The following is a 23,851-nucleotide window of genomic DNA, read 5'->3' as shown; positions in this document are numbered from 1 at the left end:
TCAGGCCGCCCGTTCGGCAAGGATGCCGCCGAGCCGATCTTTCCCTGCTGCACGCGCGTCCTCCCGCACCAGCGGCCCCAGGGCGATCAGGGCTGCGAACAGGAGGGCGATCTCGATGTGGTAGACGATCAGATAGCCGATCGCGGGCTCGTTCATGCCCTCGCCGAGCACGCCCGACTGGGCGATGGCGCCGCCGATGTCGCGCACGACGCCGCTCGCCGCGATCGAGAGGCCGGCGGCGCTGGCCTGCACCGCGCCCCAGGCGCCGAGCGCCAGACCGGTATCCTCTGGGCCGGCCCGGTTCATCGAGGCGGTGAGCGTGCCGTGGGCGAACAGGCCGCCGCCCAATCCGATCAGGCTGACGCCCGCCGCGAACAGGTCGGCCGAGGCGAGCGGCGCGGCAAAGACCACCGCCGAGAAGGCCAGGATGCCGATCCCGACGCCCACCGCCGAGACCCGGAACGGGTCGCCGCCGCGCCCGAGCCAGCGGGCGGCGATCAGCAGGCCGAGCCCGCCGCCGGCGGCGAGCAGCGCTGTCAGCGCCGTGGTGGCCCCGACCGAGAGGTGCAAGATCTGGCCGCCATAGGGTTCCAGCAGGATGTCCTGCATCGAGAACCCCGCGGTGCCGAGCCCGATCGCCACGAGGCGGCGGCGGGCGGTCCCCTGTCCCGCATAGGCGTGCCAGGAGGAGCGGAAGTCACGCGCCGGGGCCGCCTGGGTGCGGTTCGGAGCGCGCGGCTCCTGCTTCCACAGGGCGATCCCGTTGAGCACGATGGTGACCAGAGCCGCGCCTTGGATCACCTGGATCAGTCGAACGGGGGAGAAGTGCGCGAGGAACAGCCCGAACAGCAGGGCGCTCGCCATCATGCCGAACAGCAGGGCGACGCAGAGCAGGGCCACCACCTTGGGCCTTGCATGCGCGGGGGCGAGGTCGGTGGCGAGGGCGAGGCCGACGGTCTGGGTGGTGTGCAGCCCGGCCCCGACCAGCAGGAAGGCGAACGCCGCAGCCACGTCCCCGACCCAGAGCGGGCCGGTGGTGTCGCCCGACAGGATCAGCAGGGAAAACGGCATGATCGCCAGCCCGCCGAACTGGAGCAGGGTGCCGAACCAGATATACGGCACCCGCCGCCAGCCCAGCACCGAGCGGTGCGTGTCCGACCGGAACCCGACCAGGGCCCGCAACGGCGCGAAGATCAGCGGCAGGGCCAGCATCACCGCCACGATCCAGGCCGGCACGCCGAGCTCGACGATCATCACCCGGTTCAGGGTGCCGATCAGCAGCACCGCCGCCATCCCGACCGTGACCTGGAACAGGGCGAGCCGCAGCAGCCGGCCGAGCGGAAGCTCGACGGTGGCGGCATCGGCAAACGGCAGGATCGCCGGGCCGAGGCGCATCAGGGCGTTCGTCAGGGCGCGGCCGGATCTCATGAGACGGACCCTTCCGTCCCATCAATCCCCCTCATCCCAGGGTGCTGCGCAGCAGCCTCGAAGGAGTGCTCCAGGGATCGCGCGACTGGCTGGAGGGCTCCTTCGAGGCCTCCGCTGCGCTCCGGCACCTCAGGATGAGGGCGTGGGTGGGAGGCGCGGACGGCGCGCGTCAGCGCGATCGCGTTCGACAGGTAGAACCCGCTGTTGACCCGATGGCTCTGTGCCCAGGTGAAGCTGGACAGGGCGGCTTCGCGGTCAATGCGGCGACGCAATCCACCCTCCGTCACCGGCAGGATTGCCGGCGAGCGGTCGCCGCGGGGAAACAGCTTTCCGGCGGCATGCATCAGGGTCAGCAGGGCCGTGCGCGGCGCCACCGTGAACAACAGCGACCCGTCGGTGCGGGCGCCCAGAACCGCGAGGGCCCGGACGATATCGGCGGCGCGGTAATGGATCAGCGAATCCATCGCGACCACGTGGTCGAACCGGCCGAGGCTCGGGTCAAGCATGTCGCCGACGCGGAAATCGATCCGGCCGGGGCCGGTGATCGCCGGCAGCCGTGCCTGAGCGAGTCCGACCAGCGTCGGCGAAACGTCGATGGCGACGACCTCGGCGCCGCGCCTTGCGGCCTCGACACTGAGCGCCCCGGTGCCGCAGCCCGCGTCGAGCAGGCGCAGGCCGGTCATGTCGGCGGGCAGCCAAGTTAGCAGCGTTCCGCGCATCGCATCCCGTCCGGCCCGCACGGTGGCGCGGATCCGGCTCACCGGCGCGTCGGAGGTCAGGCGCGACCACGCCTCGACCGCAGTGCGGTCGAAATAGGTGGTCAACTCACCCCTGCGGGTGTCGTAGCTTGCGCCCGCCATCAATCGAATCCCAAAAATTCGAACAGGTCGCGGTCCTTCATCGGCAGGGCCTCGCAGGGCTCCTCGCCGGCCCAGAGCGTCTCGGCGAGCCGCATGTACTCAGCCGTGACCGCGTCGAGTTCCGGGGAGGAGTCCATCTCGAACAAGGTCGACTTCTTGAGCCGCGAGCGGCGGACCACGTCGAGGTCGGGGAAGTGAGCGAGCCGCTTCAGGCCCACCGCCGCGTTGAACCGGTCGATCTCGTCGGTCTTGGCCGAACGGTTGGCGATGACGCCGCCGAGCCGCACCGGGTAGTTCTTCGACTTGGCGTGGATCGCCGCCACGATCCGGTTCATCGCGAAGATCGAGTCGAAGTCGTTGGCGGTGACGATCAGCGCCCGGTCAGCATGCTGGAGCGGCGAGGCGAAGCCGCCGCAGACGACGTCGCCGAGCACGTCGAACACGACGACGTCGGTATCCTCCAGCAGGTGGTGCTCCTTCAGGAGCTTCACGGTCTGGCCGACCACGTAGCCGCCGCAGCCCGTGCCCGCAGGCGGGCCGCCGGCCTCGACGCACATCACGCCGTTATAGCCCTCGACCACGAAGTCCTCGACGCGCAGCTCCTCCGAGTGGAAGTTCACCGCCTCCAGGGCGTCGATCACCGTGGGTGCGAGGCGCTTGGTCAGCGTGAAGGTCGAGTCGTGCTTGGGATCGCAGCCGATCTGCAACACTCGCTTGCCGAGCTTCGAGAAGGCCACCGACAGGTTCGACGAGGTCGTCGACTTGCCGATGCCGCCCTTGCCGTAGACGGCAAACACCTTCGCGGTCTCGATCTTCAGATCCGGGTCGAGGGCGACCTGGAGGCTGCCTTCTTCCTTCCGGGCAACGACCGGATTGCGGATGGCGATGTTCATGCGGCGACTCCTGTGGTGACGCCTTCGAGACGATCTTCTAGTTCCTCCTCGGCCCGGTCGAGGGCGTCCCGCATCGCTGCGTCGGGGGTCCAGAAGCCGCGCTTGTGGGCTTCGATCAGCCGTTGGGCGACCTTGGCCGAGGCGGTGGGGTTGAGGGCGGCCATGCGCTCGCGCATGGCCGGGTCGAGCACGTAGGTCTCGGTGATCCGCTCGTAGATCCAGGGCTGGACCGCGTTGGCGGTGGCCGACCAGCCGACCGTGTTGGTCAGGTGGGATTCGATCTGGCGCACGCCCTCGTAGCCGTGGCCGAGCAGGCCCTCGTACCATTTCGGGTTGAGCATGCGGGTGCGCGTCTCCAGCGCCACCTGCTCCTCCAGGGAGCGCACGCGCCCCTCCCCGCGGGTCTGGTCGCTGATGTAGATCGGCACCGCCGCGCCGCGGGCCTTCGCCACCGCCCGGCCCATGCCGCCGAGCCCGTCGAAGTAATGGTCCACCGAGGTGACGCCGACCTCGACCGAATCGAGGTTCTGGTAGGCCATGTCGACGGAGGCGAGCACCGCCTGCATCAGCGCCCGCTGCGGCGCCGGCTTTCCCGAGCGGCCATAGGCGAAGCTCTTGCGGCGCGAGAAGGTCTCGCACAGCTCGGCATCGTCGTCCCAGGCTCCCGAATCGACCAACTGGTTGACGTTGGCCCCGTAGGCGCCCTCGGCGTTCGAGAAGACCCGCAACGCCGCGGTTTCCAGATCGCAACCCTGCTCGGCCTGGATCGCCAGAGCGTGCTTCCGGACGAAGTTTTTTTCGACCGGCTCGTCCGCACTCGCAGCGAGGAAGGACGCCTCCGCGAGGAGCTTGGTCTGGAGCGGTAGCAAGTCTCGAAAAATACCCGAGAGGGTGACGACCGCGTCGATCCGCGGCCGGCCGAGGGTTTCGAGCGGGATCAACTCGGCGCCGCTGAGCCGGCCGTAGCCGTCGAAGCGCGGGGTGGCGCCGATCAGCGCGAGCGCCTGGGCGATCGGGCCGCCCTCGCTCTTGAGGTTGTCTGTGCCCCACAGAACCAGGGCGACGCTCTCGGGGCAGGGTTTTCCGTCGGCTGCGAAGCGCTCGAGGATGCGCTCGACCTGCCGGGCGCCGTCGGCCACCGCGAAGGCGGAGGGCAGGCGGTACGGATCGAAGCCGTGGATGTTGCGCCCGGTCGGCAGGATCGCCGGGTTGCGCAGCAGGTCGCCGCCGGCCACTGGCGGGATGAAGCGGCCGTCGAGCGCCTGCAGCAAAGCCGGGAGCTCGTGGTCCCGGGCAAGCAGGGCGTCGGTCTCGGCCAGCGCCCCGAAGGCGGCGCGCGTCTCGGGATCGCCGGTCAGCCCGGAGACCGCGAAGGCCGCCTCGGCGCCCTGCCCCGCGACGAGGGCTTCGATAGCGGCGCGGTCGGGCTTCAGCCCATGCGAGGCCTCGGCCAGCGCGAGCAGCAAGTCGATCCGCTCCTCCGCCGGCACGCCTTCGCCGACCACGTGCAGCCCATGCGGGATCAGGGTCTGCTCCAGTTCCTGCACGGCCGACCAGAGGTTTGCGACCCGGGCGCCGAGATCGCCGGTCCAGGCCGGCTCGGCGGGGACGAGATCGACGGCGGCGCCCTGCTCCTGGATCAGCCGGGCGAGGGTCTCGCGCTCGGCGACCGCCGCGAGATCGAGCCCGCGCCAGCGCTCCATCGAGCTCTTCAGGTCGAGCAACCCGCGATAGAGCCCGGCGGTGGCGAGACTCGGGGTCAGGTAGCTCACCAGCGTCGCGGTCGAGCGGCGCTTGGCGAGCGTCCCCTCGGAGGGGTTGTTGGCGGCGTAGAGGTAGATGTTGGGCAGCGCCCCGATCATCCGCTCCGGCCAGCACGCCTCGGACAAGCCGGTCTGCTTGCCGGGCATGAATTCGAGCGCCCCGTGGGTGCCGAAATGCAGAATGGCGTTGGCGGCAAAATCCTCGCGCAGGTAGCGGTAGAAGGCCGAGAACGCGTGGGTCGGCGCGAAGCCGCGCTCGAACAGCAGCCGCATCGGGTCGCCCTCGTAGCCGAAGGCCGGCTGCACACCAACGAAGACGTTGCCGAACTGCGCGCCCAGCACGAACAGGTCGGAGCCGTTGGTCTGGTGCCGCCCAGGCGCCGGACCCCACTGGGTCTCGATCTCGGCGAGGTATCGTTCGCGCCGGACATGATCCTCGGCTCGGATGCGGGCATGGACGTTGGCCTGGGCCCCGTAGCGCTTGGCGTTGCCGTCCAGGATTTTGTCGCGCAGGGCGTCGACGCTATCCGGGATCTCCACGGCGTAACCGTCCGCCGCCAGGCCCTTCAGGGTGTTGAGCAGCGAGGCGTAGACCGACAGGAACGCGGCCGTGCCGGTGGCGCCGGCATTGGGCGGGAAATTGAACAGCACGACGGCGATCTTGCGCTCGGCCTTCGGGGTGCGACGCAGGGAGACGAGGCGCTCGACCCGCTCGGCCAGCCGCGCGACCCGCTCGGGATGGGCCCGCATGTCCCGGGCATTGTCGCTGCCCGAGGCCGAGGAGCGACCGCCGAACACCATTGGAGCGGTGGCGCCGTCGAGTTCGGGGATCGCGACCATCATGGTCGCCTCGACCGGCGACAGGCCGCGCTCGCCCGATTCCCATTGCTCGATCGTCTGGAATTCCAGCGCCTGGGCGGCGAGGTAGGGCACGTCGAGCCGGGCCAGCATCGCTTCCGCGGCGGCGGCGTCGTTGTAGGCCGGGCCGCCGACCAGCGAGAAGCCGGTGAGCGACACCAGGGCGTCGATGCGGGCGCGGCCGTCCCGCATGAAGAAGGCGTCCACGGCCGGACGGTTGTCGAGGCCGCTGGCGAAGGCCGGCACCACGTCGAGGCCCTTGGCCTCCAGGGCGGCGATCACCCCGTCGTAATGGGCGGTGTTGCCGGCGAGCACGTAGCTGCGCATCAGCAACAGCCCGACCCGGCCGCGCGCCTCCGCCGCGCGCGGCAGGCGGGACGGGTCCTGGCCGATCCGGCCGGCCATGCGCGGATGGTAGAGGCCGGTCTCGGGGTAGTCGAGGGGCGCCGGCGCGGCCGGCCCGTCGCGCCAGGCGGCGCGAGCGCCGGCGGCGTAGCGGTGCACCAGGAAGCGGACCAGGGCGGCGACGTTCTCGTCCGACCCCGCCAGCCAGTATTGCAGCGTCAGGAAGTAGGCGCGCACGTCCTGCGCCGAGCCCGGGATGAAGCGCAGGATCTTCGGCAGCTTGCGCACGAGGGCCATCTGCCGGCCGGCATTGCCCTGCTGACCGGGCTTGCCGCGCAGCTTCTTCAGGAAATCCAGGGCGCTGCGCTTGGTGCCGCTCATGTCGAAGCGGCCGAGCTTGGTCGTCTTCACCACCTCGCTCGCCGACATGCAGCCGACCATCGCGTCGCAGGCGTCGCGCCGGGCCACGAGCGCCGGGAGGATCGCCCGGACATGCTCGTCCATGAACAGCATGGCCGAGAGCACGATGTCGGCCTGCGCGATGTCGCTCCGGCAGGCGTCGAGCGCCGCGGCATCGGTGTCCCACTCGGCCGCGGCGTGGAAGTCGAGGACTAGCCCCGGCATCTCGGAGCGCAGGCGCAGGCGCGCCCGCTCCACCGCGCTGGCGAGGTGGTTGTCGAGGGTGACGATGACGACGCGGATCGGCGGGCGGCGCTGCGACGCGCCCGTCTTCGCCGAGCCGGCATCCAAGCCGGCGGGGAGCGCTCTAGCGGCCATAATGCGCCTTGGCGTCGTAGAGGGTTTCGAGGGTGATGAGCGGCAGCCGCCGCTCGCGGGCGAATTTCTCCGTGTTGCTGCGCGCCTTGCCGCGCACGAAGAACGGGATTTTCTTCAGCTCTTTCTCGGCCTCGGGCGCCCAGGGTGCCGTCGTGATCACGACGGGCTCGTCGAGAAGGATCGGGGCGGCGGACGCCGACGGAGCGGTCGATGCCGCGACCTCGGGGGCCTCCGCGGACGAGGCTGAACGGGCGTTGCCGCCGAGATGCGACGGTCCGACGCTGTCGTGGAATTCCGGGTCCTCCCGGAACATCCCGAGGAGGTGCTCTTCGAGGCCCATCATCAGCGGATGGACCAGGGTGTCGAACAGGACATTGGCGCCCTCGAAGCCCATCTGCGGGGCGTAGCGGGCCGGGAAATCCTGGACGTGGATCGGGGCGGAGATCACTGCGCAGGGGATGCCGAGCCGCTTGGCGACGTGGCGCTCCATCTGGGTGCCGAGCACCAGTTCCGGGGCGGCAGCCCGGATCGCGGCCTCGACGTCGAGGTAATCGTCGGTGATCAGTGCCTCGATACCGTGCAGGACCGCCTCGGCCCGGACCTCGCGGGCGAATTCGCGTCCGTAGGTGCCGAGGCCGACCACCGTGAAGCCGAGCTCCCGGGCCGCCATCCGGGCGATGCCGATCGCGTGCGTGGCGTCGCCGAACACGAAGACGCGCTTGGCCGTCAGGTAGGTCGAATCGACCGAGCGCGAGTACCAGGGCAGGCGCGAGCCGGGGCCGTCGAGGAGCGGCGCCGGATCGATACCGGCGAGCGCCGCGACCTCCGCGATGAAGCGGTTCGTGGCACCGACCCCGAGGGGCACTTCCTGCGTGAACGGCTGCCCGAAACTCTTCTTGAGATACTCGGCCGCGCTGCGGGCGGTCTCCGGATAGAGCACGACGTTGAAGTCGGCGTCCTTGAGCCGGGCGAGATCGGCCGGGCTGGCGCCGAGCGGCGCCACGACGTTGACGTCGATCCCCAGGCTGTCGAGCAGCCGGTGGATCTCGATCAGGTCGTCGCGGTGTCGGAAGCCGAGCGCCGTCGGGCCCAGGATATTGCAGAGCGGGCGCCGGCCCGGCTCCCGGGCGGGACGCGGTCCGGGGGCACCGGCAAGCCCGCGGACCAACCGGTAAAACGTCTCGGACGCGCCCCAGTTCTCTTTCTTCTGGTAGGCGGGCAGCTCCAGCGGGATCACCGGGATCGGCAGGTCAAGGGCCTTGGCCAGCCCGCCCGGATCGTCCTGGATCAGCTCGGCGGTGCAGGAGGCGCCGACGATCATCGCCTGCGGCTGGAAGCGCGCGTAGGCAGCCGAGACCGCCTGCTTGAACAGCTCCGCGGTGTCGCGGCCGAGATCCTGGGCGCGGAAGGTCGTGTAGGTGACGGGCGGGCGCGCATCCCGCCGCTCGATCATCGTGAACAGCAGGTCGGCGTAGGTGTCGCCCTGCGGCGCGTGCAGCACGTAGTGCAGCCCGGTCATCGCGGTGGCGACGCGCATCGCGCCGATGTGGGGCGGACCCTCGTAGGTCCAGAGGGTGAGCTGCATGGCCCTACACCTCCAGCAGGGCGCGGCGCCGGAGCGGGCGTGCGAACAATTCGGCGAGGTCGCCGGCCTGCTCGTAGCCCTGCACGGGCGTGAACAGCAGCTCGATCGACCACTTGGTCGACAGCCCCTCCGCCTCCAGCGGGTTGGCAAGCCCGAGGCCGCAGACCGTCAGGTCCGGCCGGGCCGCCCGGCAGCGGTCCATCTGGTCGTCGAGGCTCTGGCCCTCCGTCACCCGCGTGCCCGCGGGCAGCCACTCGATCTCGGCGGCGAGATGGGCCCGGTGCAGGTACGGGGTCCCGACCTCGACGAGCGACACGCCGAGTTCGCGGGCGAGGAAGCGCGCCAGCGGCACTTCGAGCTGCGAATCGGGGAAGAAGAACACCCGCTTGCCGCCGAGTTTTTCGCGATGGGGCGCGAGCGCGGTCTCGGCCCGGGCGCGGCCGGCGGCGGTTGCCGCCACGAATGTCTCGTCGGCGACTCCGAACGCCTCGGCCGCTGCCTGCAGCCAGCCGGTGGTGCCCTCGGCGCCGAGCGGGAACGGAGCAGCGAGCCGTTGTGCGCCCCGCTCGTCGAGGGCGCGGGCGGTGTCGGCCAGGAACGGCTGAGCGAGGAGATAGCGGGTGTTGCGCCCGATGGCCGGCATCGCGCCAGCGCGGCGCGCCGGGAGGAAGCGGACGTCCGCGATTCCTAAAGCGGAAAAAATCCGAAGGAACTGGTCTTCGACCACGTCGGCCAGCGCTCCGACGATGAGGAGTGAGGGGGCGGACTCCGCGGGCGACCGCGGCAATTCCGGGACTAGGGCGGCGAGGCAGGCATCCTCGCCCTGCGTGAAGGTCGTCTCGATGCCGGAGCCGGAATAGTTCAGCACCCGCACCGGCGCGAGGCGACCCGACAGGCGCTGGGCCGCCCGGGACAGGTCGAGCTTGATCACCTCGGACGGGCAGGAGCCCACGAGGAACAGCAGCTTGATGTCCGGCCTGCGCTCGATCAGCCGGGTGACGACCCGGTCGAGTTCCTCGTTGGCGTCGGCGATCCCGGCGAGATCGCGTTCGTCGATGATCGCGGTGGCGAAGCGCGGCTCGGCGAAGATCATCACCCCGGCGGCCGACTGGATCAGGTGGGCGCAGGTGCGCGACCCCACCACGAGGAAGAACGCGTCCTGGATCTTCCGGTGCAGCCAGACGATGCCGGTGAGCCCGCAGAACACCGCACGCTGCCCTTGCTCCTGGTGCAGGTCGATGCCACCGCAGGGGGCTGAGGATGTGGTTACGGGGGGCGGAACGGGCGCGTTCACGAGAGCGCCTCCGCAAAGTGCGCCTGGCGCGTGCCGGTGCCGTCCAGGCGGGCGGCCCGGAGTTTGAGCAGGAACTGCCCGGCATTGACCACGTAGGTCGCGTAGGCCGTCAGCGCGAGGATCAGCAGGGCCTGCCCGCCGAGGGCGCCGGTGGCGAGCGCGGCGAGATAGGCGGTGTGGAGCGCCAGCACCAGCATGCTGACCACGTCCTCCCAGAAGAAGGCCGGGGCAAACAGCCAGCGGCCGAACACGGCCTTCTCCCAGATCGAGCCGGTGATCATGATCGCGTAGAGCGCCAGGGTCTTGACCACCACCGAGGCCTCGGCGGCCAGCTGGCCCTGCCCGGTGGCGAGCGCCCGCAGCACCAGGACCAGACTCACGAGGAAAATCAGGAATTGCACCGGGGCCAGCACCCCCTGCACGAGGGTCCAGGACGAAGCGTCGCGCCGGTGCCGTTCGGCAGACGTGTAGAGCGGTCGTGATGGCCGGTCCCCGGGACCCATGCATCCGCTCCCCTGTGCTCGGCGACGCCTGGAAGCGCCGTCGTTGACAGAGGCTAGGGCCGCAGCCCCAAAAGTGTCAAGTGCGCTTTACGCTTGAATGGGGTGACACGGGTTTGACATATTTTCTTTGTTCCAAGTCATTGCCAAGATCGACGACTCGGGTATCGTTCCGTCGGCTGGCCTTTGGTTTTTGTAGCTTGGCTGGTTCGATCTGAGGATCTGCGGCGACGAAGACTTGAGAAGACCGGCGGGCAACGCCGCACTCGACGCGCTTGCGGAACCGCCGGCCCACCCGGGCCGGGGCCGCTTCTGGGAGGGATGCCGATGGGAGACTGGAGGCATTTCGGTGAGCGTCTGGACCCTGGGCCGGTCGCCGGCGGTTGCGGCGCGATGGGTGACGGCCGCTCGGCCTTCGAGGATGGACCGCGGGTCCGCCACCAGGCCATCCCGCGCGCGTCCGCCGACGACAAGGCGGTGCCGGACGCCCTGGCCCGCCTGGTCGAGGCGGAGATCCTGCCCCGGCTGATGCTGGCCCACCGGCCCGCCGGCCGCCGCGCCCAGGCCGACCGGGCGCCGAGCCCGGACGAGATCGCCGCCTTCAGCGCGCTCCTGCTGGCTCCCGGGCCGATCGACCTCGACGCCCAGGTCGCCGCCCTGCGCGAAGGCGGGCTGCCGCTGCCGCGCCTGCTGCTCGACCTGCTCGCCCCGGCGGCGCGCCACCTCGGCGAGCTCTGGGAGGACGACGCCTGCGATTTCCTGGCCGTGACCGAGGGGCTCGGCCGGCTGCAGGCGGTGAGCCGGCGCCTCTGCGCGCAGCTCGAGGACGATACCGTGCCGGCCAACGGCCGCAGCGTGCTGCTGCTGCCCTGCCCCGGCGAGACCCACCATTTCGGCCTGTCGATCGTCGCGAGCTTCTTCCGCGAGGCCGGCTGGGACGTGACCACGGCGGTCCCCGGGCCGGAGGTCGATCCGCTGACCTTGTTGCGCAGCGAGTGGTTCGACGTGGTCGGCCTATCGCTGTCCTGCGACGTCTACCTGCCGGCCCTGTCCGGCACGGTGACGGAGGTGCGCCGCGCCTCCAGCAACCCGGAGGTCCGGGTGATCGTCGGCGGCCCGTACTTCGCCCGCTACGGCGGCGAGGCCGGCATCGTCGGCGCCGATGCCTGCGCGCCGGATGGCTGCCTGGCGCCAGCCACCGCCGAAGCGTTGCTGGACAGACGGGCCATGGCCTGCTGAAAGGGTCGACCGATCAATCATCACATTACGGTGACCGTGACGCCCCAGCCTCACCCCACCCCGCAGCGGCCACCCCCGGCGCTGCTTCAGGTGGCCGCCCATCTCGACGGAGAGGCGGTCGGGCGTCTTGTCGCGGCCGCGGCCGACCTGTCCCTGGTGGTCGATGCCGACGGCGTGATCCGGGATGCGACGGCCGCGGCCGATTTCGAGGCGGAGAACATCTCGGGCTGGCTCGGGCAGCGCTGGATCGACACCGTGACGATCGAGAGCCGGCCGAAGGTCGACGCCCTGCTGCGCGACGCGCAGACTGGCGGCATCACCCGCTGGCGGCAGATCAACCACCCCTCCCCCAGCGGCGTCGACCTGCCGATCCGCTACGCCTCCCTGCGCTCGGTGGAGGGTGGCCCGATCCTGATCCTCGGCCGTGACATGCGGGCGGTGGCCGCGCTCCAGCGCCGGCTCACCGACGCGCAGCAGGCCCTGGAGCGCGACTACGACCGCCTGCGCGCCGCCGAGACACGGTATCGGCTGCTGTTCCAGATCTCCGGCGAGGCGGTGCTGGTGGTCGATGCCGGCACCCGCCGGGTCGCCGAGGCGAACCCGTCCGCCGCGCGCCTGCTCGGCCGCCCGGCCAAGCGCGTGGCCGGCCAGGACGCGGTCGACCTGTTCGAGGCCGGCAGCGCCCGGACCCTGGAGGCGCAGTTCGCCGCCCTGCGGGCGACCGGGCAGGCCGGGGAAGTCCGCGCGACCCTGCCGCACGGGCGCGGCGAGGTCACGGTCTCGGTCTCGCTGTTCCGCGGCGAGGGCGGCCCGAGCGCGCTGATGCGGCTCGTGGCCGATCCGGCCGCCTCGGAGTCCGGCCCCGACCAGGAGGCGCCGACCCGCGCGGTGATCGAGGCGATGCCGGAAGGCTTCGTGGTCACCGATTCGGCCCGCCGGGTCCTGATGGCCAACGCCGCCTTCCTGGAACTGGCGCAGCTCGCCACCGAGAGCCAGGCGAGGGGCCGGCCTCTCGACCAGTGGCTCGGCCGGGAGGACACCGAGGCGCAGGCCCTGTTCGCCAGCCTGGTCGACCACGGCTCCGTGCGCCGCTTCGCCACCGTGATCCGCGGCACCTATGGCGGCGTCGAGGATGTCGAGGTCGCCGCCGTCTCGGTGCCCGGTTCCCGGCCGTGCCTGGGCTTCGCGATCCGCTCCGCCCCGCGGCGGATCCCGGAGGGGCGGCTCGCCGGCAGCCGCGACGTGCCGCGCTCGGTGGAACAGATGGCCGAGCTGGTCGGCCGGGTCTCGATGAAGACCCTGGTCCGCGAGACCACCGACCTGATCGAGAAGCTGTGCATCGAGGCGGCCCTGCGGATCACCCGGGACAACCGCGCCTCCGCGGCCGAGATGCTCGGCCTCAGCCGCCAGGGCCTCTACGCCAAGATGCGCCGCTACGGCGTCGGCGACCTCGACACCCCCGGCGAAGACGATTGATTGGTCTGAGGTTTTGGGCGCGGGGTCTTCGGCCTGGGTTGGTCCGGGGGCGATGATGCGGTGGGACGGGCGGGATCTCCAACCCACCCCCTCAGGCTGAGGCGCCGAAGCGCGGCGGAGGCCTCCTTCAAGGCTTCCACTCTGTGGAAGGACGCGGGATGCGCGCTGGCGGATTCGCACTTCGCGTTCGCGCACAGGCCCTTGAAGCACAGCTGGAGAAGAATCGGCGTCTGGTCGAGGAGACGCCGGATGAGCCGGTCTGATGCGCCGCACCGTCGCTCCGAACCCAGCGCGACAGCCTCGATGGTCGCGCGCCGTCCCGGGACAGCGCGGCGCACCGGGCGACCGTTCGATGACGGGTGAAGCGGGCGTGGCGGACAGAACCGGATCCCGTTCCGAAAGCCCGATACGCCGCGCGTCAGTCCGGGCCTGCCGGCCGGACAGGCCAATTCTTCGAAGGCTGGGAGCGCCCCCGCTCCGCATTAGCCTTCGCATAGCCCGCGAAGGCTGAGGCGCCGAGCCGGGATCCTTCGCCGAACCGGCCGCGCGCCTGACGCGATCGTGTTTGGGGCGCACTGGGATTGAATTCTGTATTTAGCGGCTCACGGCCACGTTTGTCCGCCAACCCGGGGCGACATTTTTTCGCCGAGTGTAAATCCAGCTTGACACGCCAGGCGTCCCTATTAGCCTGCCCGCATGGCCACCACGCCCGCCCCGAGCGCCGTCGTCGAGCTTCTCAAGCCGCTCACTTGGTTCGCGCCGATGTGGGCGTTCGCCTGCGGGGTGATCTCGTCCGGGCAGCCGGCCCACGGGCAATGGCCGGTGATCGCCGCGGGCATCGTGCTCGCCGGGCCGCTGGTCTGCGCCACCAGCCAGGCGACCAACGACTGGTTCGACCGGCATGTCGACGCGATCAACGAGCCGGGCCGGCCGATTCCCTCCGGGCGCATCCCGGGCCGCTGGGGCCTCTACCTGGCGCTCGGCTGGACGCTGCTGTCCCTGCTGGTGGCCGCCGCCCTCGGTCCGTGGATCCTGGGCGCCGCCCTGTTCGGGCTGGTTCTCGCCTGGATCTACTCCGCGCCGCCCCTGCGCCTGAAGAAGAATGGCTGGTGGGGGAACGCCGCGGTCGGGCTCTGCTACGAGGGCCTGCCCTGGTTCACCGGCGCCGCCGTGATGGCCGCCGCCCTGCCCGACCGGCGGGTCCTGCTCGTCGCCCTGCTCTATTCCGTCGGCGCCCACGGCATCATGACGCTCAACGACTTCAAGTCGGTGGAGGGCGACCGGCGCATGGGGCTCATGTCCCTGCCGGTGCAGATGGGCTCGGACCGGGCCGCCCGCTTCGCCTGCCTGGTCATGGCGGTGCCGCAGGTGGTGGTGATCGGGCTGCTCCTCGCCTGGGAGCGCCAGGGCCATGCCGCTGTGGTGGCCGCCCTGCTGGCCGGACAGCTCGCCCTGATGGCCCGGTTCCTGAAGAGCCCCCGCGAGCGGGCGGCCTGGTACAACGGCACCGGCACGACCCTCTACGTGCTCGGCATGCTGGTCGCCGCCTTCGCCCTGCGCCCGCTGGTGGGAGGGGCGTGATGACGCCTTCCGATTCGCGTGCCGCTTCCGCCCCAATGCCGGATGGGGCTCGGGTCCCCTCTCGCGAGCGGGAGAGGGGGCGCGTGGCGGTTTCGGCGCTCGATGAGGGCCACGGCCCGACCCACGCCCCGTTCCCTCCCCCCTCCGTGGGGGAGGGTGGGCCGGCCGTCAGGCCGGGTCGGGAGAGGGGCAGCGCGACGGTGCAGGAATTCACGCCTGTCGCGACGTCTCAGGATACGGCGCTCCCCTCTCCCCCCCTGCTTCGCAGGGTACCCTCCCCCGCAGAGCGGGGAGGGAGGAGCGGCGCGCCTGAAAGCGACTTGGGCTGGCCCCAGATCCTCCGCCTCGGCCTGGTCCAGACCGCCCTGGGCAGCGTCGTCGTGCTGATGACCGCCACCCTCAACCGGGTGATGGTGGTGGAGCTGGCGCTGCCCGCCCTGGTGCCGGGCCTGCTGGTCGCCCTGCACTACGCCGTGCAGGTGCTGCGCCCGCGCTGGGGCTACGGCTCGGACCGGAGCGGGACCCGCACCCCCTGGATCGTCGTCGGCATGGCGGCCCTCTGCCTCGGCGGGTTCGGGGCGGCCTGCGGCACGGCGCTCGCCGCCACCGATCTGGTCCTCGGCCTCGCATTGGCGGCCGTGTCGTTCCTGTGCGTCGGGATCGGGGTCGGGGCCGCCGGGACGTCTCTGCTGGTGCTGCTGTCGGGGGTCGTCGCGCCGGCCCGGCGCGGAGCGGCGGCCACCATCGTGTGGGTGATGATGATCCTGGGCTTCGCCCTGACGGCGCCGCTCGCCGGGCACTTTCTGGATCCGTTCTCCGGGCTGAGGCTGGTCGCCGTCTCCGGCACGGTCTCGGCCATCGCCTTCGCGGTCGCCGTGCTGGCGCTCGCCGGGGTCGAGCGACGCCTGCCGATCCGGGCTCCCGAGCCCGAAACCACCAAAAAACCGTTCTTCACGGTGCTGGCCCAGGTGCTCGCCGATCCGGTGGCGCGGACCTTCACTATCTTCGTGTTCGTCTCGATGCTGGCCTACAGCGCCCAGGAGCTGATCCTGGAGCCCTATGCCGGGCTGGTCTTCGCCATGAGCCCGGGAGCCACCACCAAGCTCGCCGGGCTCCAGCACGGCGGCGTGCTGGCCGGGATGCTGCTGGTGGCCGGCGTGACGCTGGCCGCCCGCGGCACCCCCCTCGCCTCCCTGCGGCTCTGGATCGCGCTCGGCTGCGCCGGCTCGGCCGCCGCGCTGTTCGCGCTGGCCGCGGGCGGCGACGTCCTGCCCCTGCGGCCGGTGGTGTTCGCGCTGGGTGTCGCCAACGGCGCCTACGCGGTCGCCGCCATCGGCTCGATGATGGCGCTGGCCGGTCGCGGCGATGCCCGCGAGCGCGGCACCCGCATGGGCGTCTGGGGCGCGGCCCAGGGCGTCGCCTTCGGGGCCGGCGGTTTTCTGGGGGCGGCCGCGGTGGATCTGGTCCGGCTGGTCACGGCCGAGCCGGTCCAGGCCTACGCCGCCGTCTTCGCCGCGGAGGGGGCTCTGTTCCTCGTCGCGGTGGTGCTGGCCCTGCGGCTCGAGGCCGTCCGGGCCCCGGGCCGGGGCAATATCCCGCTCAATCCCATCCTCGGCGCGAGGTGACGCGATGGCTCGGTTGGTTGATGGCGCTTCGTACGATGTCGTCGTGGTCGGCGGCGGTCCTGCGGGGGCCACGGCGGCCACCGAGCTGGCCCGGGCCGGTCACGCGGTGCTGCTGCTCGACAAGCCCGGGCGGATCAAGCCCTGCGGCGGCGCGATCCCGCCCCGGCTGATCCGCGACTTCGCGATTCCCGATTCCCTGCTGGTCGCCAAGATCCGCTCCGCCCGGATGGTGGCGCCGAGCGGCAAGGCCGTGGACATGCCGGTGGGCGAGGGCTTCGTCGGCATGGTCGACCGCCAGCATTTCGACCCGTGGCTGCGCGCCCGGGCCGAGCAGGCCGGCGCCGATCTGCGCGAGGCGGCCTACGAAAAGATCACCCGGCCGGATGACGGGCTGCCGCTGGTGCATTTCACCACCGGCAAGGGCGAGGCCCAGGCCCGCCACGCGGTCCGGGCGCGGCTGGTCATCGGCGCCGACGGGGCCTGCTCGCCGGTGGGCCGGGCCGAGGTGCCGGGCCACGACACGATGAAACAGGTCTTCGCCTATCACGAGATCGTCCGGGTGCCCCCGAGGGACGCGCCGGGCGGCGACGCCGTCGATGCCGCCCGCTGCGACGTCTATTACCAGGGCCGGCACTCGCCGGATTTCTACTCCTGGATCTTCCCGCACGGGGAGACGGCGAGCATCGGCACCGGGAGCGCGAAGAAGGGCTTCTCCCTGCGCTCCTCGATCCGGGCCTTGCGCGTCGCCACCGGCCTCGACGGCGCCGAGACGCTCCGCCGGGAGGGCGCGCCCCTGCCGCTGAAACCCCTCAAGCGCTGGGACAACGGCCGCGACGTGCTGCTCGCGGGCGATGCCGCAGGCGTCGTCGCCCCGGCCTCCGGCGAGGGCATCTACTACGCGATGCTCGGCGGCCAGCTCTCGGCCGAAGCGGCGGCAGCGTTCCTGAAGACCGGCGAGGCCCGGGCGCTCGCGGGCGCGCGAAAGAAGTTCATGAAGCTGCACGGGCGCGTGTTCTGGATCCTCGGGATGATGCAGTGGGTCTGGTACCGCAGCGACGGCCTGCGCGAGCGCTTCGTCTCGATCTGCCGGGACAAGGATGTCCAGCAGCTCACCTGGGACAGCTACATGAACAAGGAGCTGGTCCGGTCGAAACCCGCCGCCCACGCGCGGATCTTCTTCAAGGACCTCGCCCACCTGTTCCGCTGGGTCTCGCCTTGAGTTTTCCGGGGGGCGAGGGCTGGGGGCCGCCCGCGGTCGCGGCCCTGGCGGCGATCCTGGTGGCCGTCGCCGGCGCCGTCGCGACCAAGACGGATGGCTGGTACCGGCACCTGCGGTTCCCGGCCTGGAAGCCGCCGGACTGGGCGTTCGGGCCGGTCTGGACCACGATCTTCCTGCTCACCACTATCGCTGCCGTGATGGCCTGGAACGGCGATCCCGATCCCACCGCCCGGGGGCTGCTGGTCGCCGCCTACGCGGTGAACGGCGTGCTCAACATCGCCTGGAGCGTGCTGTTCTTCCGGTTGCGCCGGCCCGACTGGGCGCTCGCCGAGGTCGCGGCCCTGTGGCTGTCGATCGCCGTGCTGGTGCTGGTCACCGGCCGGGTCTCCCTCGCCGCCGGGCTGATGAACCTGCCCTACCTCGCCTGGGTCAGCGTCGCCGCCTGCCTGAACCTGCGGATCGTGCGTCTCAACGCGCCGTTCCGGGGGCTCGCCTGATGGAGGCCCTGTTCGCCTCGGGCCGGATCGTCGACGCGATCCTGGCGCTGGTCGCCGCCGAGGCGCTGCTGCTCGCCCGGCTGGCGCGGCGCCGGGGCCTGGCCGTGCCGCCGCTCCTGGCCAACCTCGCCTCCGGGGCGGCCCTGATGCTGGCGCTCCGGGCCGCCCTGGTCGGATCCGGCTGGGAGGTGGTCGCCGGCTGGATGCTCGCGGGGCTCGCGGCCCACCTCACCGATCTCGGTCTGCGGTTCCGGGCGGCCGCCACGGCGCATCGCCGCACCCCGCCGCAGGCCGGAACAACGCCGGGAACCGCCGCGTTCTCGGCCAGCACCCTGGAAAACCTATAAAGACGGCACGGGAGAGGTCGCCATGCAGCGCAGGATTGCCCGCTTCCCCGGCCGCAATGCGGCCCCGATGGTGGCGGCCCTGCTGCTCGCGGGCCCCGCCCTGGCGCAGGACGGGTCCGACCCGGTGGAGCGGGGCAAGTACCTCGTGACCATGGGCGATTGCGCCGCCTGCCACACCGCCCCGGGCGGCAAGTTCCTTGCCGGCAACTACGCGCTCAACATGCCGTTCGGGGTGATCATGACCCCCAACCTCACCCCCGACAAGGCGACCGGGCTCGGCAACTGGAGCTACGAGGATTTCGACAAGGCGTTCCGGCACGGCTACAGCAAGAACGTCGGCTATCTCTACCCGGCCTTCCCGTTCGGCTGGTTCACCAAGGTCACGGACGACGACACCAAGGCGATCTGGGCCTACCTGCAATCGGTCCCGGCGGTGAACGAGAAGCGCCAGGAGAGCCAGATCCCGTTCCCGTTCAACGTCCGCACCGCGCTGGTGACGTGGCGGACCGCCTTCTTCTCGGACGAGCGCTTCAAGCCCGATCCGAACGCCAGCGCCGAGGTCAACCGCGGCGCCTACCTGGTCGAGGGGCTGGGCCACTGCGCCATGTGCCACAACGAGAACAAGCTCGTCGGCAATTCGAGCTTCGCGGGCCGCTTCGGCGGCGGCGTCATCGACGGCTGGTACGCCCCCAACATCACCCCAGACGGCCACCAGGGCATCGGCGCCTGGACCGACGAGCAGGTGGTGACCTACCTCAAGACCGGCACCGCCCCGGGCGACCGCCCCGGCGTCGCCGCCGGCCCGATGCGCCAGACCATCATGGAATCCCTCTCCAAGGTGAAGGAGGACGACCTGAAGGCGATGGTCGCCTACCTGCGCACGGTCCCGGCCAAGCAGACCTACAAGCCCAAGGACCTCGCCTCCTTCGACACCGCGGACGCGCCGGGGGCCTCGACCTACCTGACCTACTGCTCCTCCTGCCACCAGCCCGACGGCAAGGGCATCGAGGGCGCGGTGCCGGCGCTCGCCGGCAACACCTCGGTGATGTCGGAGGGACCCGAGACGGTGCTGCGGGTGATCTACGGCGGTCTGGCCGCCCAGAGCGGGCTGGCCCCGATGGTGGCGATCGGCCAGCAGATGACCGATGTCGAGGTCAAGAACGTCACCGACTACATCCGCAATTCCTGGGGCAACAAGGCGCCCCCGGTGACCGGCAGCAAGGCCTCCGAAGCCCGCGCCGCCACCAAGACCATGCTGGCCGGCACCGCCCCCTGCGCCGAGATCGAGCAGGACAAGCTCAAGGCGGCCTTCGACAAGGTCGGCGTCGCGGCGACGCTCACCGGCCTGAAGCAGCAGGATTTCGTGCCGACGCTGACCCGGGTGGTGCCGCAGATCAAGGCGGCCGATACCGGCGCCTCCGACGACGACGTGGTCAACGCGCTGACCACCGCCTTCTGCAAGGTCGGCCGCGACGACCCGCAATACGCCGCCCCGAGCTGGCCCGCCGTGATCGGCACCTTTGCCAACGTCGCCTACAGCCAGGTGAAGAACCCGGAGAAGCAGGCCGCGAATGTCCCCAGCGCGACCACGCCGCCGGTGAAGAACTGACGGTCTGAGACCGCCCGTCGAGTCCGGGGTGCCGCAGGCACGCCCGGGCTCGACGGGGGCGGGAATCCGGGTTCGTCGGCCCGATGCGGCCGATTGCCCGAACTCGAGGCCACGTCCGGCGCTCGGTCCGGCGCCTTCGCCCGTCCGATCGCTCCGACGGGTGCGACTTCGGGAATCGCGTCCCGAACTTCGCCCGCGAACCTTCGAGACGCGGCGCGAGCGATTCGTCTCTCCCGCCCGAAGACCGCGCAGGAGGTGATCGCCGGGCCCGCGCCAGGGAGCCCGTGGGAGCGGTCACGGCGCGCCTCGACGCTGAGATGTTCGATCCCCTCGAGCAAGCCGGCAACGTGATCGGACCCTGGCGGGCTCAGCTCGACGGCATCCGCACACACGCCTCGCCGGGCGACCGACCGCCCGCGCCGGACGTCCTCGTCCCGCGACCGACGCGGCGCGCCTCGTGAGCCTCGGCCGCCGACCGGGGCCTGCCGCGCCAATGCGCGGGACACGATCGCGATACTGACCGGCAACAATCCGATTGCAGTCCTATGAGGACGAAAAGACCAGAAAATATGCGCTCTATTTCTATATTCAAGGGATAAAATCTTATTAAGTTCCACAAATACTACTTAATAGGTACTTAAATTCAATATTAAACCGGCGTACCGGTATGATCGATAAATAATCACAGCAATGCGTCAGTCATTCAAATCCCATGACATTGATGAGGGGTATCGAACATGATGGCGTCGTCCGCGAACGAAATCTGGACTGAAATCCTGGTCGACGGCAGGAATATGCCGCCGACTCAGGCCGTCGTCCATTTGCTGTCCGAATACTCGAATATGAGCATTGATGACGTCAAAAATATTGTCAGCAACACGGCCGAGATTTCCAAAACAAAGTGGGCCGAAGCCGATCGTTCGACCCCCGAAGGACTGCGCGCATTCTACTGCAGTGTCTCGAACTGGGTCTTCGGAAACATCGCGTATCATGCGCGCCAGGCCGAGAACCGGGATGGCCCCTACCCTGCCCTTCCGGTGCAGGTGGCCGATGCTCTGACGGCCCTGCCGCCCGGACGGCACCTGGATTTCGGCTCCGGCGTCGGCACGGCCAGCCTCCTGTTTCATCGCTATGGCTGGGACATCGCCTTGGCCGATGTCTCGACGCCGCTGCTGGAATTCGCGCGGTGGCGGCTCGCACGGGCCGACGTGCCGGCCGAGTTTATCGACTTGAACACGGACGCCTTGGCAGACGGTCGCTACGACCTCATCACGGGCTTCAACACGATGGCCCATGTCCCCGATATCCAGCAGACGATCACGCAGCTCCGTCGCGCACTCAAACCCGACGGATTACTGGTGTTCGATATCGATGCGCGCAAACCGGCCAGCGGGAACGAGTGGTTCCTGTATCAGCATCACCATCAGGTTGTGCGTGGGATCCGTGCCCTCGGCTTTGCGCGCGCGTCGCGCATCGGCGCGCTGCACGCCTACCGGCGGACGGAACGGAGCCCGGTCGTGAACCGGTGTATCGGGGCGTTCGATCGCCTGCGCTTCAGTGCCGTCACGATGATCCTGGGCTCCTTGACGCGGCCGATCCGAAACCGGATCAGGCGCGTCCGTGCGGGCGAAGGCCGCGTGCTCGGCGCCTCGGCGATGCCGCGATAGGACGTTCCGAAGGTCCGATCCCATCGCGGCTCGAGCGGTTCCCGGTCGCCCTGCGATCGGGAACCGCTCGCGGGCGTTGATGCAACGCACGCGCTTGTGCCGAACCGGGATCCATTTCTGCGGCGGCCGCTCTGGCGCATCGCGCCGGATATCGGTACCGGCACGATGCGCGCGCTCGTTCACGCGCATTGTCCTTGTCCGAAAGCCGTCGGCCACCTTTCGGGACGATGATCTCGGCCTTGAGCCCCGGAGTGCCCGTGTCGACCCTCGTCCGCATCCTGCTCGCGATCTTCATCCCGCCGGTGGCGGTGCTCGTCACCACCGGGTTCGGCGTGCAGTTCCTGCTGAACATCCTGCTCTGGGTGCTCGGCTGGCTGCCCGGCACGGTCCACGCCCTGTGGCTGATGAACCGCGACCGGCCGCTGGTCTGACCGCTACGGCTTGGCCTTGGCCTCCGGCTCGCCCTTGCGCAGGGCCAGCTTCGAATCGGCCTTGATCTCGGGCTTGGCCTCTGCCCTGGCCTCCACCTTGGCGGTCTTCACCGCGTGCGGCTTGGCCGCCGTCTTGGGGGCGATTTTCTCGGCCGCGCGCGCGAGCTTGACCGGCTCGGGCACCACGGTCGCGTCGACCGCCGGGGTGGCGGGGGCCGCCGGCTTCTCCTTGTCGAACAGCGAGCCCAGCAGCTTCTGGTAGCTGCTCGGATCGCCGTCGGCATCGGCGACCGCGATCCGGGCCGGCTTCTCCGAAACCGACGCGGTGGTCTCGACCCGGAGTTCCGGCTCGGCCCGGTTGGCCATCAGCGTCGTGGCGGCCGGCTTCTGCCCCCGGCCGGGCGTGGAGGCTCCCTTGGCGGCCGTCTTGGCGGGGAGCGCCGGCTCGGCGCCGGCCATCATCGTCGGCTGACCCTTCGGGCCGATCTCGATCTCCTGCGGACCGGCCGCCAGGGTCTCGGGCCGGCTGACGTCGCCGAGATTGTGCCGGCCGAACTCCTTGGCGTCGTAGGGCAGCACCGTCTCGGTGCCGCCGAGGCTCGCGAAGGCGCTGGTGTTGGCCGGCGGGCGGAACACCGGGTTCTGGCCGCCATCCTGGTAGACCACGCGCACGGCCGGCGTGCCCTTGGCGACCAGCTCGGCCACCTCGCGGGCGTCGTGCTCGCGCTTCTCGGCCACCTGCGGGTCGACCTTCGGCTTGCACGCGCCGGCCGCCGCGTCCGAGCCGCCGAACACGTATTTGGTGCCGCACTGACCGACCTTCGGTTCCTCGCGCAGGGCCTCGAAGTAATCCGAGCCCTCCTTGAGGTTCTCCCAGAACGGCATGTTCGGGTCGTTGCGGAACTTGGCCATGTTCTGGGCCGTCATCCGGAACGGGTAGGACTGGAACTGGAAGCTGCGCTGGCCGCCGATGAACGCCTCGCGGGCGACCGCGTAGATCTCCGCGATGGTCGCGTCGGTCATGGCGAAGCAGCCCGCCGACGAGCAGGTGCCGTGCACCATCAGGTACCTGCCGGTCCGCCCGTTGGCCCGGTCGACGGCATTCGGGAAGCCGGTATCGAACGACAGGTAGTACGCGGAATTCGGGTTCATCAGGCCCGGGGTGATCGTGTAGAACCCCTCCGGCGCCTGGCGGTCGCCCTCGCGGACCTTCGGCCCGAGCTGGCCGGACCAGCGGCAGATCGGGTAGGTCTTCAGCAGCGCGTAGCGGCCGTCGCCGCCGCGCTTCCAGACCTCCATCTCCGCTTCCTTCTTGTAGGTGCGGATCAGGATCGGGTCGGATTGCTGCATGCCCTTGGTCTGCATCAGGGCCAGGGTCTGCGGGGCGATCGGCGCGATGCTGCGCGCGGTCGGGCCGTTGATCCCGGAACCGTCCTGGCAGCCGGCCAGCGCGAGGGCCAGCAGGGAAGCGGCCGCCAGCAGTCGCGCAGTCGCGAGACGCGCCGTCATGGGGAACCTCGTCGTCCTAGCCTGCGCCCGGCGGCCTTTTCATAGCCGACATCGGGCGCCACTCCCCAACCCAATAGGCTCGTTAAGCTTGCGCCTTTGTTACCGCAAGATCCTGTCTGCAACAGGGCACGGGACTCTTCGGTGGATGGCGGCGCCACCGGGCCTGCGGGAAAGGCGATCCGGGCCGGGCCACCAGCGACGAATCATTCCTGTTCCGAACGGCTTCGGGCTTGCCGCGACCCCGAGGCATCCAGCCGCTGCGGCGGTGAGGAGACGCACGCTGCAAGGACCCGCTTGCGCCCATTCGGCAAAATCGCCAGCTTTCCCTGACGCGCGAGCTTCTGCCGG

General features: G+C 70.5%; 19 protein-coding genes. 11 read left to right on the top strand and 8 right to left on the bottom strand.

The window, feature by feature from the left end; genetic code table 11:
• From MKL11_RS12460 to bchF, 7 genes are read right to left on the bottom strand one after another with little or no spacing between them, the layout of a single operon-like run.
• Positions 1-1,428: a BCD family MFS transporter gene (locus MKL11_RS12460; RefSeq protein ID WP_243943782.1), complete on the bottom strand. Its 1,428-nt coding sequence runs from the start codon at positions 1,426-1,428 to the stop codon at positions 1-3.
• A complete protein-coding gene (bchM, locus tag MKL11_RS12455) occupies positions 1,425-2,288 on the bottom strand; it encodes a magnesium protoporphyrin IX methyltransferase (protein ID WP_243943781.1) in 864 nt (287 codons plus the stop codon). Before bchM ends, MKL11_RS12460 begins: the two co-directional genes overlap by 4 nt.
• Positions 2,288-3,181 carry a ferredoxin:protochlorophyllide reductase (ATP-dependent) iron-sulfur ATP-binding protein gene (bchL, locus tag MKL11_RS12450; protein WP_243943773.1) on the bottom strand — a complete coding sequence of 298 codons (894 nt, stop codon included), beginning with the start codon at positions 3,179-3,181 and terminating at the stop codon, positions 2,288-2,290. The genes bchM and bchL overlap by 1 nt, the downstream gene beginning before the upstream one ends.
• Positions 3,178-6,924 carry a magnesium chelatase subunit H gene (locus tag MKL11_RS12445; protein ID WP_243943771.1) on the bottom strand — a complete coding sequence of 1,249 codons (3,747 nt, stop codon included), beginning with the start codon at positions 6,922-6,924 and terminating at the stop codon, positions 3,178-3,180. Before MKL11_RS12445 ends, bchL begins: the two co-directional genes overlap by 4 nt.
• On the bottom strand, positions 6,914-8,509 hold the full coding sequence (gene bchB, locus MKL11_RS12440; protein WP_243943761.1) for a ferredoxin:protochlorophyllide reductase (ATP-dependent) subunit B: 1,596 nt from the start codon (positions 8,507-8,509) through the stop codon (positions 6,914-6,916). Before bchB ends, MKL11_RS12445 begins: the two co-directional genes overlap by 11 nt.
• Before the next feature lie 4 nt (positions 8,510-8,513).
• The gene (locus tag MKL11_RS12435; RefSeq protein ID WP_409565851.1) at positions 8,514-9,803 is read right to left on the bottom strand and encodes a ferredoxin:protochlorophyllide reductase (ATP-dependent) subunit N; all 1,290 of its coding nucleotides are present in this window, start codon (positions 9,801-9,803) and stop codon (positions 8,514-8,516) included.
• Positions 9,800-10,306, bottom strand: coding sequence for a 2-vinyl bacteriochlorophyllide hydratase (gene bchF, locus MKL11_RS12430; RefSeq protein ID WP_243943758.1), 507 nt, complete (start codon positions 10,304-10,306; stop codon positions 9,800-9,802). Before bchF ends, MKL11_RS12435 begins: the two co-directional genes overlap by 4 nt.
• A gap of 324 nt (positions 10,307-10,630) precedes the next feature.
• Between bchF and MKL11_RS12425 the strand changes: the two genes are divergently transcribed.
• The 11 genes from MKL11_RS12425 (at position 10,631) to MKL11_RS12375 (ending at position 21,994) form a co-directional block, all read left to right on the top strand.
• Positions 10,631-11,542 (top strand): B12-binding domain-containing protein, encoded by a 912-nt coding sequence (locus MKL11_RS12425; protein ID WP_243943756.1) that lies wholly within the window; start codon positions 10,631-10,633, stop codon positions 11,540-11,542.
• A 30-nt stretch (positions 11,543-11,572) separates the two neighbouring features.
• Positions 11,573-13,018, top strand: a complete 1,446-nt coding sequence (gene ppsR, locus MKL11_RS12420; RefSeq protein ID WP_243943754.1) for a transcriptional regulator PpsR — start codon at positions 11,573-11,575, stop codon at positions 13,016-13,018.
• 696 nt (positions 13,019-13,714) lie between these two features.
• Entirely contained in the window at positions 13,715-14,599 is an 885-nt protein-coding gene (chlG, locus tag MKL11_RS12415; protein ID WP_243943752.1) for a chlorophyll synthase ChlG, read from the top strand.
• A gap of 35 nt (positions 14,600-14,634) precedes the next feature.
• Positions 14,635-16,224, top strand: coding sequence for a BCD family MFS transporter (locus MKL11_RS12410; protein ID WP_409565854.1), 1,590 nt, complete (start codon positions 14,635-14,637; stop codon positions 16,222-16,224).
• A 4-nt stretch (positions 16,225-16,228) separates the two neighbouring features.
• Positions 16,229-17,443, top strand: a complete 1,215-nt coding sequence (locus tag MKL11_RS12405; protein WP_243943748.1) for a geranylgeranyl diphosphate reductase — start codon at positions 16,229-16,231, stop codon at positions 17,441-17,443.
• On the top strand, positions 17,440-17,940 hold the full coding sequence (locus MKL11_RS12400) for a TspO/MBR family protein (protein WP_243943737.1): 501 nt from the start codon (positions 17,440-17,442) through the stop codon (positions 17,938-17,940). Before MKL11_RS12405 ends, MKL11_RS12400 begins: the two co-directional genes overlap by 4 nt.
• Positions 17,940-18,287, top strand: a complete 348-nt coding sequence (locus MKL11_RS12395; RefSeq protein WP_243943735.1) for a hypothetical protein — start codon at positions 17,940-17,942, stop codon at positions 18,285-18,287. The genes MKL11_RS12400 and MKL11_RS12395 overlap by 1 nt, the downstream gene beginning before the upstream one ends.
• Before the next feature lie 22 nt (positions 18,288-18,309).
• Complete coding sequence (locus MKL11_RS12390; RefSeq protein ID WP_243943733.1) at positions 18,310-19,896, top strand: cytochrome c; 1,587 nt, start codon at positions 18,310-18,312, stop codon at positions 19,894-19,896.
• Positions 19,897-20,213: 317 nt separating this feature from the next.
• A complete protein-coding gene (locus tag MKL11_RS12385; RefSeq protein ID WP_243943731.1) occupies positions 20,214-20,357 on the top strand; it encodes a hypothetical protein in 144 nt (47 codons plus the stop codon).
• Positions 20,358-20,633: 276 nt separating this feature from the next.
• Positions 20,634-21,563, top strand: coding sequence for a class I SAM-dependent methyltransferase (locus MKL11_RS12380; RefSeq protein ID WP_243943729.1), 930 nt, complete (start codon positions 20,634-20,636; stop codon positions 21,561-21,563).
• A gap of 257 nt (positions 21,564-21,820) precedes the next feature.
• On the top strand, positions 21,821-21,994 hold the full coding sequence (locus tag MKL11_RS12375; protein ID WP_082643446.1) for a YqaE/Pmp3 family membrane protein: 174 nt from the start codon (positions 21,821-21,823) through the stop codon (positions 21,992-21,994).
• 3 nt (positions 21,995-21,997) lie between these two features.
• Here MKL11_RS12375 and MKL11_RS12370 read toward each other — a convergent pair whose 3' ends face one another.
• Positions 21,998-23,503 carry a murein L,D-transpeptidase family protein gene (locus MKL11_RS12370; protein WP_243943728.1) on the bottom strand — a complete coding sequence of 502 codons (1,506 nt, stop codon included), beginning with the start codon at positions 23,501-23,503 and terminating at the stop codon, positions 21,998-22,000.
• Positions 23,504-23,851 lie beyond the last annotated feature (348 nt).

The sequence above is a fragment of the Methylobacterium sp. J-077 genome (assembly GCF_022829365.1).
In the GTDB taxonomy this organism is placed as follows: domain Bacteria; phylum Pseudomonadota; class Alphaproteobacteria; order Rhizobiales; family Beijerinckiaceae; genus Methylobacterium.
Note: the sequence above shows the minus strand (reverse complement) of the source record. Positions and strands in the feature narration are given on the sequence as shown.

What these genes read in the sequence shown, in the direction of transcription:
- MKL11_RS12410 (WP_409565854.1), top strand. Translation starts at nt 14,635, where the DNA reads ATGCCGGATGGGGCTCGGGTCCCCTCTCGCGAGCGGGAGAGGGGGCGC.
- MKL11_RS12380 (WP_243943729.1), top strand. Translation starts at nt 20,634, where the DNA reads ATGATGGCGTCGTCCGCGAACGAAATCTGGACTGAAATCCTGGTCGAC.
- bchB (WP_243943761.1), bottom strand. Translation starts at nt 8,509, where the DNA reads ATGCAGCTCACCCTCTGGACCTACGAGGGTCCGCCCCACATCGGCGCG.
- MKL11_RS12425 (WP_243943756.1), top strand. Translation starts at nt 10,631, where the DNA reads ATGGGAGACTGGAGGCATTTCGGTGAGCGTCTGGACCCTGGGCCGGTC.
- MKL11_RS12385 (WP_243943731.1), top strand. Translation starts at nt 20,214, where the DNA reads ATGTTCGATCCCCTCGAGCAAGCCGGCAACGTGATCGGACCCTGGCGG.
- MKL11_RS12370 (WP_243943728.1), bottom strand. Translation starts at nt 23,503, where the DNA reads ATGACGGCGCGTCTCGCGACTGCGCGACTGCTGGCGGCCGCTTCCCTG.
- bchF (WP_243943758.1), bottom strand. Translation starts at nt 10,306, where the DNA reads ATGGGTCCCGGGGACCGGCCATCACGACCGCTCTACACGTCTGCCGAA.
- chlG (WP_243943752.1), top strand. Translation starts at nt 13,715, where the DNA reads ATGGCCACCACGCCCGCCCCGAGCGCCGTCGTCGAGCTTCTCAAGCCG.
- bchM (WP_243943781.1), bottom strand. Translation starts at nt 2,288, where the DNA reads ATGGCGGGCGCAAGCTACGACACCCGCAGGGGTGAGTTGACCACCTAT.
- MKL11_RS12405 (WP_243943748.1), top strand. Translation starts at nt 16,229, where the DNA reads ATGGCTCGGTTGGTTGATGGCGCTTCGTACGATGTCGTCGTGGTCGGC.
- bchL (WP_243943773.1), bottom strand. Translation starts at nt 3,181, where the DNA reads ATGAACATCGCCATCCGCAATCCGGTCGTTGCCCGGAAGGAAGAAGGC.
- MKL11_RS12460 (WP_243943782.1), bottom strand. Translation starts at nt 1,428, where the DNA reads ATGAGATCCGGCCGCGCCCTGACGAACGCCCTGATGCGCCTCGGCCCG.
- MKL11_RS12445 (WP_243943771.1), bottom strand. Translation starts at nt 6,924, where the DNA reads ATGGCCGCTAGAGCGCTCCCCGCCGGCTTGGATGCCGGCTCGGCGAAG.
- MKL11_RS12390 (WP_243943733.1), top strand. Translation starts at nt 18,310, where the DNA reads ATGCAGCGCAGGATTGCCCGCTTCCCCGGCCGCAATGCGGCCCCGATG.
- MKL11_RS12395 (WP_243943735.1), top strand. Translation starts at nt 17,940, where the DNA reads ATGGAGGCCCTGTTCGCCTCGGGCCGGATCGTCGACGCGATCCTGGCG.